The 14768-nt window shown below is 55.2% G+C and carries 13 protein-coding genes; 6 read left to right on the top strand and 7 right to left on the bottom strand.

Annotation, left to right across the window (positions count from 1 at the left end):
* Window positions 1-229: 229 nt before the first annotated feature.
* The 3 genes from HRQ63_RS18380 (at window position 230) to HRQ63_RS18390 (ending at window position 1994) form a co-directional block, all read left to right on the top strand.
* Window positions 230-766 carry a DoxX family protein gene (locus tag HRQ63_RS18380; protein ID WP_172246482.1) on the top strand — a complete coding sequence of 179 codons (537 nt, stop codon included), beginning with the start codon at window positions 230-232 and terminating at the stop codon, window positions 764-766.
* 30 nt (window positions 767-796) lie between these two features.
* Window positions 797-1336, top strand: a complete 540-nt coding sequence (locus tag HRQ63_RS18385; protein ID WP_172246484.1) for a DoxX family protein — start codon at window positions 797-799, stop codon at window positions 1334-1336.
* Window positions 1337-1595: 259 nt separating this feature from the next.
* Window positions 1596-1994, top strand: a complete 399-nt coding sequence (locus HRQ63_RS18390) for a hypothetical protein (protein ID WP_172246486.1) — start codon at window positions 1596-1598, stop codon at window positions 1992-1994.
* Window positions 1995-2087: 93 nt separating this feature from the next.
* On the opposite strand, the gene HRQ63_RS18395 is transcribed toward HRQ63_RS18390, so the two are convergent.
* The 3 genes from HRQ63_RS18395 to HRQ63_RS18405 all read right to left on the bottom strand — a co-directional run bounded on the left by HRQ63_RS18395 (window position 2088) and on the right by HRQ63_RS18405 (window position 4364).
* On the bottom strand, window positions 2088-2600 hold the full coding sequence (locus tag HRQ63_RS18395) for a hypothetical protein (protein WP_172246488.1): 513 nt from the start codon (window positions 2598-2600) through the stop codon (window positions 2088-2090).
* Window positions 2601-2784: 184 nt separating this feature from the next.
* On the bottom strand, window positions 2785-3831 hold the full coding sequence (locus HRQ63_RS18400; protein ID WP_172246490.1) for a glycosyl hydrolase family 18 protein: 1047 nt from the start codon (window positions 3829-3831) through the stop codon (window positions 2785-2787).
* Between the two features lie 161 nt (window positions 3832-3992).
* The gene (locus HRQ63_RS18405) at window positions 3993-4364 is read right to left on the bottom strand and encodes an IDEAL domain-containing protein (RefSeq protein WP_172246492.1); all 372 of its coding nucleotides are present in this window, start codon (window positions 4362-4364) and stop codon (window positions 3993-3995) included.
* 212 nt (window positions 4365-4576) lie between these two features.
* On the opposite strand from HRQ63_RS18405, the gene HRQ63_RS18410 reads away from it, so the two are divergent.
* Complete coding sequence (locus tag HRQ63_RS18410; RefSeq protein ID WP_172246493.1) at window positions 4577-5029, top strand: Rrf2 family transcriptional regulator; 453 nt, start codon at window positions 4577-4579, stop codon at window positions 5027-5029.
* 235 nt (window positions 5030-5264) lie between these two features.
* On the opposite strand, the gene HRQ63_RS18415 is transcribed toward HRQ63_RS18410, so the two are convergent.
* The 3 genes from HRQ63_RS18415 to HRQ63_RS18425 all read right to left on the bottom strand — a co-directional run bounded on the left by HRQ63_RS18415 (window position 5265) and on the right by HRQ63_RS18425 (window position 10877).
* Window positions 5265-6302, bottom strand: coding sequence for an ABC transporter substrate-binding protein (locus tag HRQ63_RS18415; protein WP_172246495.1), 1038 nt, complete (start codon window positions 6300-6302; stop codon window positions 5265-5267).
* A 212-nt stretch (window positions 6303-6514) separates the two neighbouring features.
* Window positions 6515-9169: a cation-translocating P-type ATPase gene (locus HRQ63_RS18420; protein WP_172246497.1), complete on the bottom strand. Its 2655-nt coding sequence runs from the start codon at window positions 9167-9169 to the stop codon at window positions 6515-6517.
* Window positions 9170-9386: 217 nt separating this feature from the next.
* Window positions 9387-10877, bottom strand: coding sequence for a DUF4153 domain-containing protein (locus tag HRQ63_RS18425; RefSeq protein WP_172246499.1), 1491 nt, complete (start codon window positions 10875-10877; stop codon window positions 9387-9389).
* 139 nt (window positions 10878-11016) lie between these two features.
* On the opposite strand from HRQ63_RS18425, the gene HRQ63_RS18430 reads away from it, so the two are divergent.
* Together HRQ63_RS18430 and HRQ63_RS18435 are read left to right on the top strand one after the other, a co-directional pair.
* Entirely contained in the window at window positions 11017-12837 is a 1821-nt protein-coding gene (locus tag HRQ63_RS18430; protein WP_172246501.1) for an ABC transporter substrate-binding protein, read from the top strand.
* Between the two features lie 108 nt (window positions 12838-12945).
* Window positions 12946-13986 carry a zinc-binding alcohol dehydrogenase family protein gene (locus HRQ63_RS18435; RefSeq protein ID WP_172246503.1) on the top strand — a complete coding sequence of 347 codons (1041 nt, stop codon included), beginning with the start codon at window positions 12946-12948 and terminating at the stop codon, window positions 13984-13986.
* Window positions 13987-14100: 114 nt separating this feature from the next.
* On the opposite strand, the gene HRQ63_RS18440 is transcribed toward HRQ63_RS18435, so the two are convergent.
* Window positions 14101-14763, bottom strand: coding sequence for a CatB-related O-acetyltransferase (locus HRQ63_RS18440; protein WP_172246505.1), 663 nt, complete (start codon window positions 14761-14763; stop codon window positions 14101-14103).
* Window positions 14764-14768: the final 5 nt, after the last annotated feature.

Here is a 14768-nt window from a genome sequence, read left to right on the forward strand (position 1 = left end):
CTTCCCACGCACCAACAACTTTCTCGAAAACCTAAACCCCTTTCCTAAAGGAACGGGTATTTTTTGCTCGCACAAAAATTATTTTAAATTTAATCTATACTTTGTGATATAAATCACATTTAAAATTTTATATTTAATTTATGATTAAGCCATGGAAGAGATCACTTACCAAAAACAAAAAGAGCCGCTGCAAAAAGCGACCAAATAAAACTCTAGGAGAGTGGCAAAAATGAACAACTGGCTGAGAAATAACAAAGTGGCAATGTGGTTACTGACTGCGCTTCGCATCTTTATCGGCTTCAAATGGATCGAAGGCGGATGGGGCAAATTGACCGGCGGCGGCTTCGACGCTTCGGGCTTCCTGCAAGGCGCGCTCGCTCAAGCGGGCGGCGACCATCCGGCGGTACAGCCGATGTGGGCAAGCTTCCTTGAACACTTCGCCATCCCGAACGTCGGACTGTTCAACGTATTGGTTCCGATCGGCGAATTCGCCGTCGGCCTGGGACTCATCCTCGGTACTTTCACCACTTTCGCCGCTCTGATGGGCATGGTCATGAACTTCGCTTTCCTCTTCTCGGGAACGGTCAGCACTAACCCGTACCTGATCATCGCCGAAATCCTGATCGTCGTCGCCGCACTCAACGCCGGCAAAATCGGTCTGGACCGTTGGGTCATCCCTTACCTCAGAGCTCATGTCTGGGGCCGCAAAAACAAAAACGAAGTACCAAACAGCAACAACATCCCTACAAAAGCAAACGCGGCATAAATAAAAAAACTCATTAGGAGAGTGGAGAAAATGAACAACTGGCTGAGAAATAACAAAGTGGCAATGTGGTTACTGACTGCGCTTCGCATCTTTATCGGCTTCAAATGGATCGAAGGCGGATGGGGCAAATTGACCGGCGGCGGCTTCGACGCTTCGGGCTTCCTGCAAGGCGCGCTCGCTCAAGCGGGCGGCGACCATCCGGCGGTACAGCCGATGTGGGCAAGCTTCCTTGAACACTTCGCCATCCCGAACGTCGGACTGTTCAACGTATTGGTTCCGATCGGCGAATTCGCCGTCGGCCTGGGACTCATCCTCGGTACTTTCACCACTTTCGCCGCTCTGATGGGCATGGTCATGAACTTCGCTTTCCTCTTCTCGGGAACGGTCAGCACTAACCCGTACTTGATCATCGCCGAAATCCTGATCGTGGTCGCCGCTCTCAACGCCGGCAAGATCGGTCTGGACCGTTGGGTCATTCCTTACCTCAGAGCTCATGTCTGGGGCCGCAAAAACAAAACCGTCGACGTCATCGGCAGCACCTACGGCAAAAACAAAGCCGGTGCAGCGTAACCTCCGAACAAACATTCAAAAGCAAGACAAGCCATGCGCATGAAATACCGCCTCCGACATTCACAACGAATGCGGAAGGCGGTATTTTTGTTCCTATAAAAAAACCAGGCAATACGATTCATTTCGAGGCAAAAATAGGTAAATAACAGTCTTTAGAACCAATTTACCTTATAATGAATCCAAGCAACCAAGCTTGAGGACTGTTCGGGAGCGGTCATTAGGGTCGGGTGCTATTTTCATCGGAGGGGATAACATACATATGGAAAAATCAAAATTAGGAATTTCGGTAGGTTTGCTGGCTGCGGGGATGTATTTTCTGGGGATGGTCAGCCTTCTGGCTTTGATCGTTGTCGCGGGTTATGTACTGCTCAAGGAAGATAACGCTTGGTTGAAAAGAAGTGCCGTCAAAGCCTCGTCCATCGCTATCGTATTCGCTTTGTTGGGACTGATCTCGCCGCTGCTTACCGGTGTAATCAGCTCGTTGATCACGCTTAGTTCTTCGTACAGCACTTGGCCGCTGGGGCTTTCTACGCTGTTCAACACCGTAATCAACTTGACTCAGTTCCTGATCATGGGTCTTCTGGGTTTACGCTCGCTTCGCCAAAGCGAAGTCAAAATCAACAAGATCGACGATCTGATCGACCGTCATATCGCCTGAATCGAGCTTCAGGGACGTTTGTCCGTCAAACGTATACATATCAGCAACAAGCAGGCCTCTTCGTTCCCGCATTTTGCGGAGAGAGCCTGTTTTTTATTTCGACATCAACTTGGATGCGGGCACATCCACTCCGTGACTCCGCGCCAAATCGATCAAAGCCGAAGCTCCGAAACGAACAGCCATCAGTACCTCGTCGCGTTCCTCGGCAGTTCGATAGGCAGGGAAGTCGTCTTTTTCCTCGTCCATAAAGTTCGGCGCGCCGCTGCTGCTGTAATACGGATGCCAGCCTGCATAAGGAGGAGCAGCGGCAAAAGCATTCCGATTCGTCGGCTCGGCTTCGAATGTCTCCGTCGGGATCGCTCCGAGAACCGATACGGCCGGCTCCAAAGCCGACGAAGCGTCTGCTCCTTCTTCCGCGCATAACATCAACAGTTCCAGCAGCTCTGCCGCCCGTTCCGGGTCCCGCAGCTTCACCGGAGCGCCGTTCCCCGACACTTCGTCTCCGACCAGCTCGCTCAGCATCAGCCCCGCCCATTCCGCAATCTCCGTCGCTTCCTCCGGCAATACCCGAATGCGGATCATATCCTCGCTATTTTCCTTTTGCATGCTAACTCCTCCTTTTGGACCGACTCTGCCGATCGCTCTTCTTGGTTCCATTTTAAAAGATAAAATAAGAAGATAAAGAGAAGATAAACAAGCGATTTTTTCGTATTTTAAATCCGATGAACATTCGACCCGCGCATGGACGGCATGACCTATGCGATCGAACGCGGCAGCGTACGATCTCAGCCTATTTCAAACCTGTCCGTAACGCCGTCCAAAAACTCTGATCCTCCATGCCGAGCGCATAGACCGAAATTCCGGCCAAGCCGTATTTTTCGACTAGACGCGCTTTTAGCTTGATGCTGTATTCGTCCTCGTACCACATCGCATGTTTGTCGCCGTTATCGGCCGTGTAGCGAAGCATCATAGACTTGGACTCGGCGTTTCGCGTTCCGGCTGTGTTCAATTCCCGAATCAGCGTGCGAACCTCTGTCCAAGCCATCATTCCTCCGCTTTGATCCGTCGGATCGGACAGGTTCCAATCATTTCCGTAAGCCGGAACGCCTGCGAGCAGCTTGGAAGAGTCCACTTCGGTTACGGCAAACTTCAACGAAGCGTCGATCCAGTTCAAGCCTGCCGCGGAGCCGGGTTCGCCCCAAATGCCGTGTTCGTCATACGTCATGACCTGCACCAAGTCCGCGTGACTGCCGATCGCCTCGTAGTCAAACGCGCCGGACCAACCGTTTTCGGGATCATCCCCGGTTTTCGCGGGCACGGACACCATCGTCTTTTTTCCGAACTTGCGCATCTCTCTCGCCGTATCGCGCACGAATCGGCTTAATGCTTCCCGATCCTCCGGCCGCACTTCTTCGAAGTCGATGTTGATGCCGACGTAATCGTTATCGCGCACGATATCCAGCATATTGCGAATCAAGCGAATTTTCGCGGCAGGCTTATGGAGCACGTCGCGCGCGATATCTCCGTCCCAGCCGTTTTCCCCGTAATTCGAAACGAGCGCGTACGCATTCATTCCGTAACGGTCTGCGGCGGCGAGTGCTTTTTCCGGAATGAAACCGACCAGATTCCCTTGCGCATCCGTATTCAGCGTATCGGTCGCCAGCAGATTGAAACGGTTATGATACCGCTCCAGCGAAGCGTCCGATTGATCGGTGTAGTAACCGAGGACGATCGGACCGGTGTCTGCGTTGTTCGAATCGGCGAGACCGGACGTTTTCCTCGAGGTTAGGATTAAAGCCGCGGCAAGCAGTCCGGCGGCTATTTTTCGAATGATCATGGGGTGCCTCCGTTTCCGCTATCCCGAAATCACAAAAAAGCGGCCACCGTCCGAAGACGATCCCGCTTTATGCGTCTGACCCTAATCTATAATGTTCAAGCCGAATTCGCAACTTTAAAATCATGTGCCCAGTACCTTTAGTGTTGACATGGTACTTGGTCTTAACGAACGTCCGGCGATCCCAAGCGATTGACCGGCTGGTAGCCTTGTCCGTCGCTCCGGCGTCTGGCCCGCTTCGGGCCGCTGCGCAATTCGTTCGTCAGCTCCATAAACCAAGCTTCATCCCGAATTTGCAACGCCAAGTCGATCAGGCTGCGAATTTCCTGCTCGCTCTTGCGCGGATTGTCCGACAACTTCTTCATTCCGCGATCCGATACGGCGATTTCTTTACCCATCAGCTCCCGGTTGTCGCTATGGGTCACTTGCAGCAAAGCCGTCTGGATCGGCGCGCTCGCGGCAATCAGATACCCGTGTACCAGAGCGCCGTCGTCGGTGTATGCTTGAACCCAATCTCCCGTCGTCCATTTACTCATTTTGATACACCTCTCTCTTCCCCGTTTAGAAGTTTATTGTTTGCCTGATCCGTCTAAAAGAATTATACTTGGATTATAACTGTAATTATAAATCATACAGTTCGAAAGGTCAACAAAGGTGCTTGTTCATCTTCTACGCTGTAGGATCACTCGCGGTGTAAGGCCTTTTAGAACTTATCCTTATATTAAGTCAAGTTGCGGAGGGATAAACAATGAATAGCGAATTTCCTACAGCCGTACACCTGCTTGTCTATCTGGCCGACTCCCTCTCCAAAACGGCCAACAGCGAAGAACTTGCCGAGAATGTCGGAACGAACCCGGCACGTGTCCGCAAAGCGATGGGATGCCTGCGCGAAAAAGGTTGGGTCGGCACGCGCGAAGGCGTAGGCGGGGGCTACTTTCTTAAAGTCGAGCCTGCCTCCATCCGTCTGGCCGATGTTTACCGAGCGGCTTGTTGCGGCGGACTTCGCCCCAAGAAAGGCACCGGAAGCTCGGGCAGCGACTGCAAAATCTCATCGGGAATCTCCGGCGCGATGGACCACTACTTTGACGAAGCGGAGCGTCGCTACCTCGATTACTTCGACGGCGTAACCGTGCAGGATGTGTTGAACCGGATCGTGAGCGAAAAAGAACACGGTAACGGACAACCTGAACTTCAAGGCTGATTCACTTCGTTTCGATGCCCCGTTAACGTTTGCAAGAACGCCAAAAGGCCGCGTCTCGGGACGCGGCCTTTTGGCTATCGGACGATCACTCGGTCCTAGTACCTTATCAACTCTTAATCAAACGTAACCTTGCTTTTGACGTTGACAAGGTCCTGGCGTTATGCACGATTCGCCCCGAGTCGATGCGTATTTTCGATTATGCGCGAAATGATGCTTTTCCGCGCCGATCTTCGGCTTACTGGGCGCCTACCACGCTGCTCAGTACGTCGTCGATCATTTCACCGTTGGCAACGGCGCCTGTGTAGAGCCAGCTTTTTTCGCCGGTGAACTCATACACGTGACCTTCTTTGACGGCCGGAATGTTCTGCCAGACCGGATCGGTCAGGATTTGGTCTTTGGTCTTGCCGCTTCCGTTCACGAGGAAAATGTAATCCGCGTCCATGTCGGCCAGCAGTTCAAGCGACAGGCTGCTCCAGTTCGCTTCGCTTGCTTCGGAAGATTGCTTCACCACATCCGGCACCGTCATGCCCAGATCGTTGTAGATCACGTCGCCGCTCGACAGGTTTTGGTTCACCACGTACACGTCGCTGTCCAGCACCCATAATGCAGCCGCTTTTTTCGCGCCGCCCGTTGCTTCGTCCAGCTTCGCTTTTGCGTCCGCCGCTTTGGCTTCGTAATCGTCCAGCACTTTTTGCGCTTCGTCTTTTTTGCCCAGCACTTCGCCTACGGTCAACAATTCGTCTCTCCACGAATTGTTCTGCGCGTTGCCTACGACATAAGTCGGCGCAATCGCCGAGTACTGTTTGTATTTATCGCCCGCTACCAATTCCGCGCTATCCATGAGAATCAGGTCAGGCGAGTAGCTCGCGACCACTTCCAGCGGAAGGTCGGACGGAATGCCCGGAACGCCGGACAGCGAATCTTGCAGATAATCTTGATAGGAATTTCCTTTGATCATCCACTGCGCCACAGGCTTCACGCCGAGCGCCACCAGATTGTCTTCCAGATACGAAGCGATGATCGCTTTCGGCTCGGCCGGAATCGTCACTTCGTTGCCCATGGAATCGGTCAGCACGCGGTCTTCGGCCGGAGCGGCTGTTTCTTCCGTCGTAGTTTCCGCGGTTGTCGTATCGGTCGTCGTGTCGGTTGCCGCCTGCTCGGTCGGCGTTTCCGTCGTCGCCGTATCGGCCGTACCGTTCGAACATGCGCTAACTACCAAAGCCAAGCCGCCGACTATGGTAAAAGCCAGACTTTTGAATGTTTTCTTTTGCATGAATGTGCAGCCCCCGTTTATGGTCTTTTTATATTGATAATGATTCTCACATCCACAAATATAACCGCAATCGCTACGTTTCGCAACCTTTGCACAGAAATAAAACGTTGAAAAAAAGAAACGTCTCGCAGCTACGGCAGCCGTATAAAAAAGCGCCGATAACAGTGAAACGTTTCTCTTCAATCCTAATTCGATCCAACATTCCGCAATGATTATGCCCGGTTGCGACTGCGCTCGATACGTACCCGAACCACTTTGATAATCTCCATCAGGATGACCGCGCCCAAGGCCAAAGCCGAAGCGATCAGCCAGTCGTTCACGCCGAACTCGGCCGGGATCGAGAAGATATCGCGAACGCCCGGAAGCAGGGTTACCGCATAAAGCGCGAAGCAGAAGAGAACCGCGCCCAACACGTATTTATTGGAAAAGAATCCTGCGCCGAATGCCGTCTGAGTCTGCGAACGGGCGGCGAACGTCTGAAGCGTGCGGGCCAAAATCAGCGTCGTGAACGCCATCGCGACGCTCAATTCCGGCGACTGCTGGAGTCCGATATACTGCGACACGATAACCGCGATACCGATCAGCACGCCGCGGATAATGACCGTTTGCAGCGTACCGCCCGCGAAGATGCCTTCCTTAATATCCCGCGGCTTGCGCTGCATGACGTCCGGCTCCGCTTTTTCCATGCCCAACGCGATCGCCGGCAGCGAGTCGTTGAGCAGGTTGATGAACAGCAACTGCAGCGCCGTGAACGGATTGATCCAGTCGAAGACGAGGGCGAACAGGATCGCGATGATCGCGCCCAGGTTGCCCGAGAACAGATAGGCGATCGACTTTTTGATGTTATCGAAGACGGTCCGGCCGACTTCGACCGCGCTGACGATCGAAACGAAGTTGTCGTCGGTCAACACCATCGCCGCGGAGTTTTTGGCCACGTCGGTACCGCTGCCCATCGCGACGCCGATATCCGCCTGCTTGAGCGCCGGAGCGTCGTTGACGCCGTCGCCGGTCATCGCGGTGATGCGGCCTTTTTTCTGCCAGGCGCGCACGATCCGGATTTTGTTCTCCGGCGATACCCGCGCGTAGACTGCGATATGTTCCAATCGGTTGTCCAGCTCGCTGTCCGACAGGGCATCCAGCTCGCGGCCCGTCAAAGCTTCGTCGCCTTCCGTCATCAAGCCGATGTCGCGCCCGATCGCTTGCGCGGTCGTCTTATGGTCGCCCGTGATCATGACCGGACGGATCCCCGCGCTGATCGCTTCTTTGATTGCGCCGTATACCGCGTCGCGCGGCGGATCGATCATGGCGGTCAGGCCGACGAAGACCAGATCGTTCTCGTCGCTCTCGTCCACGGTCACGCCGTCCGCGATTTCTTTGTACCCGAACGCCAGTACCCGCAGGGCGCGGTCGGAGAAATCTTCGTTTTTGGCTTGAATCTTGCGCAGCCATTCGTCCGTGAACTTCTCTTCCCGCTCGCCGATCCGAATTTGCGCGCAGCGGTCGAGCAATACGTCAGGCCCGCCTTTGACCAGAAGCAAACGGCGTCCGTCGATCGTATGTATCGTCGACATCAGCTTGCGGTCGGAGTCGAACGGAATCTCGCCTTCGCGACCGAACTCGCCGCGTACTTCTTCATGGTTGCGGTTCTTTTTGGAACTGTACGCCAGCAGCGCCGTTTCCGTCGGATCGCCGATCTCCTGCCCGTCTTCGTTGATGCGCGAATCGTTGCAGAGCACCGCGATGCGCATCAGCCACTGCTCCGAATCCGTCCACTGACCCGGATCGTCAGGAATTTGCTCTTCCCGTCCTTCCGGCACGTAATCGTCGACGACGGTCATCTTGTTTTGCGTCAGCGTACCCGTCTTGTCGGTACAGATGACGCTGGTCGAGCCCAAAGTCTCGACCGCGGGCAGGCGCCGTATGATCGCGTGCCGCTTCGCCATCTTGTTCGTTCCGACGGCGAGCACGATGGTCACGATCGAGGACAGGGCCTCGGGAATCGCGGCGACCGCAACGGCGACCGCGAACATGAACGAATTGAGGATCGCGCCCGTCATATCGTTCGTATCGCCGGACAACCATTCGCGTCCCGCTTCAACGCCGAAGATGACGATACACAGAATCAGAATGAACACGCCCAGCTTTTTGCTGAAACTTTCCAACTTGCGTTGAAGCGGCGTCTGCTTGGCTTCCGCGCTTTCGAGCAGTCCGGCGATTTTGCCGATCTCCGAATTGACTCCGGTACCGGTAATCACCATCGTGGCGCGTCCGTAGACAACCAATGCGCCGCTGAAGGCCATATTGCGCCGGTCGCCGACTCCGGACTCTTCGTCGATGGTATCGACATGCTTCTCGGCAGGCTCCGATTCGCCCGTGAGCATGCCTTCATCCGTCTTGAGCGAGCTGCTTTCCAGCAGACGCCCGTCGGCAGGCACGTAGTCTCCGGCTTCAAGCAGCACGATATCGCCGGGAACCACTTCCCTGGCCTCGATCGTCTCCACGCGTCCTCCGCGTTTGACCTTCGCCGACGGCGCGGACATCTGCTTCAATGCGTCCAGGGAGTTCTCGGCTTTCTTGGTCTGCACGACGCCGATGATCGAGTTCATGACCAATACGGCGAAGATGATAATCGATTCGATAATCTCGCCCAACGCCAACTGCACGATCGCCGCAGCCAGCAGCACGATGACCATCGGGTCTTTGAACGATTCCAAAATCAGCTTCCAGACGGGGTCCTTCTCCCGCTCCTTCAATTCGTTATAACCGTGCTCCTCCAGCCGCCTGCCCGCTTCCCCCGAATCCAATCCTTCCGGGCGGGACTTCAGTTCCTTTAGCGTCTCTTCGCCGCTTTTACGGTAAAACTCCACGGAATCCCTCCTAAACTATTCGCGCGGTCCGGCGCCCTGAGTGACGCGGAACAAGGTGAGTATTCCAAAAGGCCGGCCGCTCTTCTCTTTCTTCTTACCCAGAAGAGGTTGTCTGCGTTCCATATTTTCAGCCGTTTTTTCAGCAAATTTCAAAAAGATAGGGCAGAAGTTCGAAAAAAATTCGAACTTCTGCCCGTTCCCGCGGTTTTGCTATGTTTTACTCGACATATCGCTCTAATAATCCGCGCGCTTGCCAATCCGACAGGTTCCACGACTGCCATGCCGAAGGCTCCGCCGACTCCTCCGAAGCCTTTTGCCGAAGCAGAGCGTCGACCTCTCCGCCTTCCCGGGCACCGTACTCGACCAGCACGGGCACGGCGTCGGAAGACAAGCCCATCAGATAACCCATATCCGCCGACGCTTCCTCCCTTTGCAGATTCAGCAAAGCGATCATCCGATCCATAAAGGAATAATTCACGGCCAGATAAGCGCATACCGCAAGCGCCACCATCCACCTTCCCAGCGGCAGTCGTCTGAAACGGATGCACAAAGCGAACAAAATCATCAGCAGGAACAAGAAGATCATGAACGCGTGCACCAGGAATCGCAGGCGGGTATAACCGTAAGCTTCCTCATACATCAACAGGCGCGAAAAAGCCGAGCCCAGCATCGCCGCCGAGCAAAAAACGAGCAGATAAAGCAAACCGTTCAGCACGCCGGCCGTCTTGCCTGTGCCGGGTCGGGTAGCATACATGCCGATCAGCAGCAGCGCGAAGTTGATGAACGTTACCCCTATCAACTCTCCGAAGCCGCTTCGCGCATACTCCGCATACGAAGCCGACTCCGGCAGCACGCCCTGCCACGCTCCGAACAAATACGAGAATTGAAAAGCGACGAACAGCACGTAGACCAGGTTTAGCGTCATCATCAGCGTGACCGTGACCAGCGTCTGGAACTTGGCCGGAGCTTCGCTGAAACTTGCCATCGCGGGACCCTGCACGGGCGGCGAGCGACGAGGAGAACGAAATCCCGCCAGATAGGTGAAAAAGAATGCGCCGATCACCGCCGACCAGATCAGTCTTGCCGTACCGTCGCCGAGGGTAAGCCGCGTGAACCATGCCGGAATCTTTTCCGCCATCGTACGCAGCACCCCGTCCGCGGAAAGCAGCAGGATCGAAACGAGGATCAATACGGGAGCCGCGATCAGCAAACCGTACATCACCTGCCTGAGCGGAGAGTCTCCCTCTTCCTCCGGTTCATCTTCCTGTTCGGGCTTGCGCCGGAAAGCGGCCCACAAGTCCGGGATATGCATCAGCGTTTGTTTGATGCCGTGTCCGATCGCGTCGGCGATCAGCATCGGATCGTGCCAGCTTCTTTTCCGATCGCCCAGCATGTACGTCAACTGCCAAGCGACCAATACCGGCAAAGCGATCAGATTGAGCACGAAAAACACCGGATTGTCGAACAATCCGTACGTAAGGGCCAACAGCAGCGCGGCCGCCGTCAACAGCAGCCCCGCCCGTTCGGGCGGACGCATCGCTTCCCGTCCGAACGTCCAGAAGTAGGCATAGAACAGCAGCAGAAACAACGGCACGGACACCCCCGGCACCTTTCCGAAAAACAGCAGCTGATGCAGGCCTCCGAGCGCCAACGCCGCCGCGATCGGCAGCAGCGGACTCCTTTTGCTTTCCATTGTCGTCGTATTCATTTTCCGAAACCCCTCCGTCGTTCGAACAGGATGGCTGCCCGTCCGCATTGTATTCTTTTTCCATTGTAGATGTTAAAATAAGAAGATAAAGAGAAAGGTTTGGCAGTGTTTTTTCTTATTTTGTAAGGGGGAGCGAATCATGAAGCTGCACAGGCAATTTCTACTGCTGCACGAACGGTACGGGACGCAAGAAGTGGAAAATAACGGGATTCAGGTAACGTTGGCGGAAGTGGCGGAGACCCTGGACTGCACGCACCGAAGCGCATTGACCGTAGTCGGGAAAATGGCGAGTGCCGGATGGATACGCTGGTCGTCGCAAAGGGGACGCGGCAAGCGTTCAGGGTTGTCTTTTCTGGTGACGCCCGAGGATATTGCGGCACAATCCGTAGCCGATGCGATCCGGCGCGGAGATTTCCGGGGAATCGCGGGCGAGTTGGGGGATAATCCGCCTTCGCCCGCCATGCAGGAACGGCTGCAAGAATCGCTGCGCACGTACTTCGGCCACCATTCGGAAATGCGGACGGGCCGTCAGATCGATACGCTGAGGCTGCCGATCCGTCAGCAGCTGCATGCGCTCGATCCGATCCGGACCAATCTGCTCGCCGAATCGTTCGTCGCGAGCCATGTCTTTGACGGGCTTTTGCGGCAGCAGGCGGGTTCGGACGAGATTCTGCCCGCGCTTGCCCATCATTGGGAACCGTCGGAGGACCAAAAGTGCTGGACCTTTTATTTGCGAAAAGACGTGCCTTTCCACGACGGACGAATCCTGAGTTCGGAAGACGTCGTGTATACGTTCGAGCGCATGCTCAAGCTGTCCGAACGGACGCTCTACGGCTTTATGTTCCGGAATATCGAAGAGGTGTCCGGTATCGGTCCTTTGACCGTGCGGATTAAGCTGAAGCGCGCCCATTCTCTGTTCCTGCCTTTTCTATGTACCAGCCGGACGTCCGTCGTGCCGAAAAACGCGCTGGCGCGCGGCGAGGACCTATTCAGTCGGCAGCCGATCGGAACAGGACCGTTTCGCGTGGCCGAATTCGATCGCGACCTATGCGTACTGGAGGCGTTCACTGCGCATTACGCGGGAAGAGCGCATCTGGATCGGGTAGAAATCGTTAATATTCCGTGGCGGATGCAAGGAGAGACGGAACTTGCCGGAGAATCGGACTTGCCTTTTCATGTGGTTCCGGGCGCCGCGACGAACAGTTCTTCGCAAGCAAACGAAGCGCGTACGCTCCATCGAAAAATCCAGCCCGCCCACGGCAATGAGCCGCCTGTCCGATCCGGGCCTGCATCCAAACCCGCTGCATGGACACAGGCGCATGCCGAAGTGTTTTCGCGCAAATTCGTGACCTGCAATACCAAAAGCGGCCCGCTGCGCGATCCGGGAAGACGCGCTTCGGTCATTGCCGCTATCGCCGAGCGCGAAGCGCCGAACAGGGATGCGCATGCAGCGGCGGAACAAAACAGAGAGCCGGAAAATCTTCCCCCGCTGCGCCTGTTAACCATTCCGCAATACCGCAAAGATGCTGTTCTGATCCGAGATCGACTGGAACGACGAGGATATGCCTGCCGCATCATCATCGTGACGGTAGACGACTTCAAGGGACGAACCCGCCTGGCTGCGGACCTGATCTTGTTCTCGTTGATCCGCGACCGCGACGAACAGCTCCGTCTATTCGACCTGTACATTACCTTGTCGGAACATGCCGACTCGAAGACTCGCTTGTTGATCCGCGGCGCGCTGCGCCAAGCGGCTTTCGATCCCACTCCGCGCGGCCGAGGGCGGGAGTTGGACGATATCGAGACGCTGCTCATCGCGGGGAATCAACTGCACGTATTGTACGAGACGCCGCTGCAAACCGCCTACCTGCCCAGCATACGCGGCGTCAGCTTCGGCTCGCAGGGCTGGATCGATCTGCGCGCGATTTGGTTTCCGCCCGTGGATTCATGCGCACATTAATGTGCCTATACTACATTTGTGCGTCTATCCCACATTAATGTGCGTACTTACGAAAAAGAATCTTTTCTTCTACAATCGGAATATCAATTCAACCGGGAGGAATACCAAATGACTGATGCAGCAAAAATGAAAGCCGTCGCTTTGAAAGAATATTTGCCGATCGACCGCGAGGATAGCCTGTTCGATGCGGAATTGGATACGCCGTCGCCGAAAGGGCGAGATTTGCTCGTCCGCGTCAAAGCCGTTTCCGTTAATCCGGTCGACGTGAAAGTACGCGCTCCGAAAGCCCGCGCGGAAGAACAGCCTCGCGTGCTCGGTTGGGATGCTGCGGGAATCGTCGAAGCCGTCGGCGAAGAAGCAACGCTGTTCCAGCCGGGCGACGAAGTCTATTACGCGGGCAGCATCACGCGTTCCGGCAGCAACGCCGAATTCCAGTTGGTCGACGAACGAATCGTGGGCCGCAAGCCGGGTTCGCTCGACTGGGCCGAAGCCGCCGCGCTGCCGCTCACGACGCTGACCGCGTGGGAAGCTTTGCATGACCGTCTCCGCCTCTCCAAAAAACCGGCCGATAACGAAGGCAAAAGCATTCTGATCATCGGCGCGGCGGGCGTCGTCGGTTCGATCGCCACCCAGCTCGCGAATTTGGCGGGACTGACCGTGATCGGTACGGCTTCGCGCAAGGAATCGGCGGATTGGGCCAAAGAACACGGAGCGCATCATATCATCAATCACTACGAGGACTTTGCAGAGCAAATCGGGAAGCTCGGATCGGAAGCGCCGGAATATATCCTGTGCCTCAACAGCACCGATAAGCACTGGGACAACATGGCGAAAGCATTGGCTCCTCAAGGCATCATCTGCTCGATCGTGGAAACGGACGAAGCATTCGACCTGAATAAACTCAAAAACAAAAGCGGCACGTTCGTCTGGGAGCTGATGTTCACCCGCGCCATGTTCGAGACGAAAGACATGATCGCCCAGCACGAGCTGTTGAACGACGCGGCGAAGCTCGTGGACGAAGGCAAGCTGGTCACGACTTTGACGGAGCGCCTGTCCCCGTTCAACGCGGCCAATATGCGCGAAGCGCATCGGCGGCTCGAGAGCGGAAGAATGATCGGGAAACTGGTCGTAGAAGGATTCGGGGCATAAATCAATACGGCAAACCGATAGCGAAAATCGAAAAGCATAAAAAAATCCCTGCCGCTCGCATGATGCGAATAGCAGGGCTTTCCGATTTTGAATTTCAACGGTACGAACTGCCGGTCATTTTTGTTCAAGCTTGCGCTTCTTCCTGCATTCTTCGACCGCCTCGCATAGATCCCCGATCTTTCCGCTCGTAAGAAAAGGAATCATCGGCTTGATTTCCTCGATATTCAGCTCCCACCACCTCGCTTGCAGCAGCTGTTCGATCTCGAACGGTTCGAAGCGTTTACGAATGCTCACGGCCGGATTGCCTCCGACAATCGTGTACGGCTCGACGTCCCTGGTCACGACGGCGCGCGAAGCGATCACCGCTCCGTGACCGATCTTCACCCCGGGCATGATCATCGCTTCCGTGCCGATCCAGACATCGCTTCCGACGACAGTATCTCCTTTCGGCGTAAAGCCGTCGGCTGCCCCTTCGTTCAAATCCGGCGTGTAGTAAAACGGATACGTCGTCACCCAGTCGCTTCGATGCCCCTGGTTGCCGCACATGATAAATGAAGCTCCTGAGCCAATCGAGCAAAACCGCCCGATCACCAGCTTATCCGTTACCCATTCCTCCGGCGAAAGATAACGCACGCAAATATCTTCAAAATGCTTGTCATGATAATACCCCGAGTAGTAGCTGTAATCGCCTACTTCGATATTCGGATTCGTCACGTGCTCCTTAAGAACGTACCCTTGCGACCAATGCGGAAAAATAGACGGATTATCGTTATTCATCGTTT

The organism is Saccharibacillus endophyticus, assembly GCF_013185185.1.
GTDB classification, from domain to species: domain Bacteria; phylum Bacillota; class Bacilli; order Paenibacillales; family Paenibacillaceae; genus Saccharibacillus; species Saccharibacillus endophyticus.

Bases quoted from the DNA above. Each gene is read 5' to 3' on its own strand.
- HRQ63_RS18380 (WP_172246482.1), top strand. From the start codon at position 230: ATGAACAACTGGCTGAGAAATAACAAAGTGGCAATGTGGTTACTGACT.
- HRQ63_RS18385 (WP_172246484.1), top strand. From the start codon at position 797: ATGAACAACTGGCTGAGAAATAACAAAGTGGCAATGTGGTTACTGACT.
- HRQ63_RS18390 (WP_172246486.1), top strand. From the start codon at position 1,596: ATGGAAAAATCAAAATTAGGAATTTCGGTAGGTTTGCTGGCTGCGGGG.
- HRQ63_RS18395 (WP_172246488.1), bottom strand. From the start codon at position 2,600: ATGCAAAAGGAAAATAGCGAGGATATGATCCGCATTCGGGTATTGCCG.
- HRQ63_RS18400 (WP_172246490.1), bottom strand. From the start codon at position 3,831: ATGATCATTCGAAAAATAGCCGCCGGACTGCTTGCCGCGGCTTTAATC.
- HRQ63_RS18405 (WP_172246492.1), bottom strand. From the start codon at position 4,364: ATGAGTAAATGGACGACGGGAGATTGGGTTCAAGCATACACCGACGAC.
- HRQ63_RS18410 (WP_172246493.1), top strand. From the start codon at position 4,577: ATGAATAGCGAATTTCCTACAGCCGTACACCTGCTTGTCTATCTGGCC.
- HRQ63_RS18415 (WP_172246495.1), bottom strand. From the start codon at position 6,302: ATGCAAAAGAAAACATTCAAAAGTCTGGCTTTTACCATAGTCGGCGGC.
- HRQ63_RS18425 (WP_172246499.1), bottom strand. From the start codon at position 10,877: ATGAATACGACGACAATGGAAAGCAAAAGGAGTCCGCTGCTGCCGATC.
- HRQ63_RS18430 (WP_172246501.1), top strand. From the start codon at position 11,017: ATGAAGCTGCACAGGCAATTTCTACTGCTGCACGAACGGTACGGGACG.
- HRQ63_RS18435 (WP_172246503.1), top strand. From the start codon at position 12,946: ATGACTGATGCAGCAAAAATGAAAGCCGTCGCTTTGAAAGAATATTTG.
- HRQ63_RS18440 (WP_172246505.1), bottom strand. From the start codon at position 14,763: ATGAATAACGATAATCCGTCTATTTTTCCGCATTGGTCGCAAGGGTAC.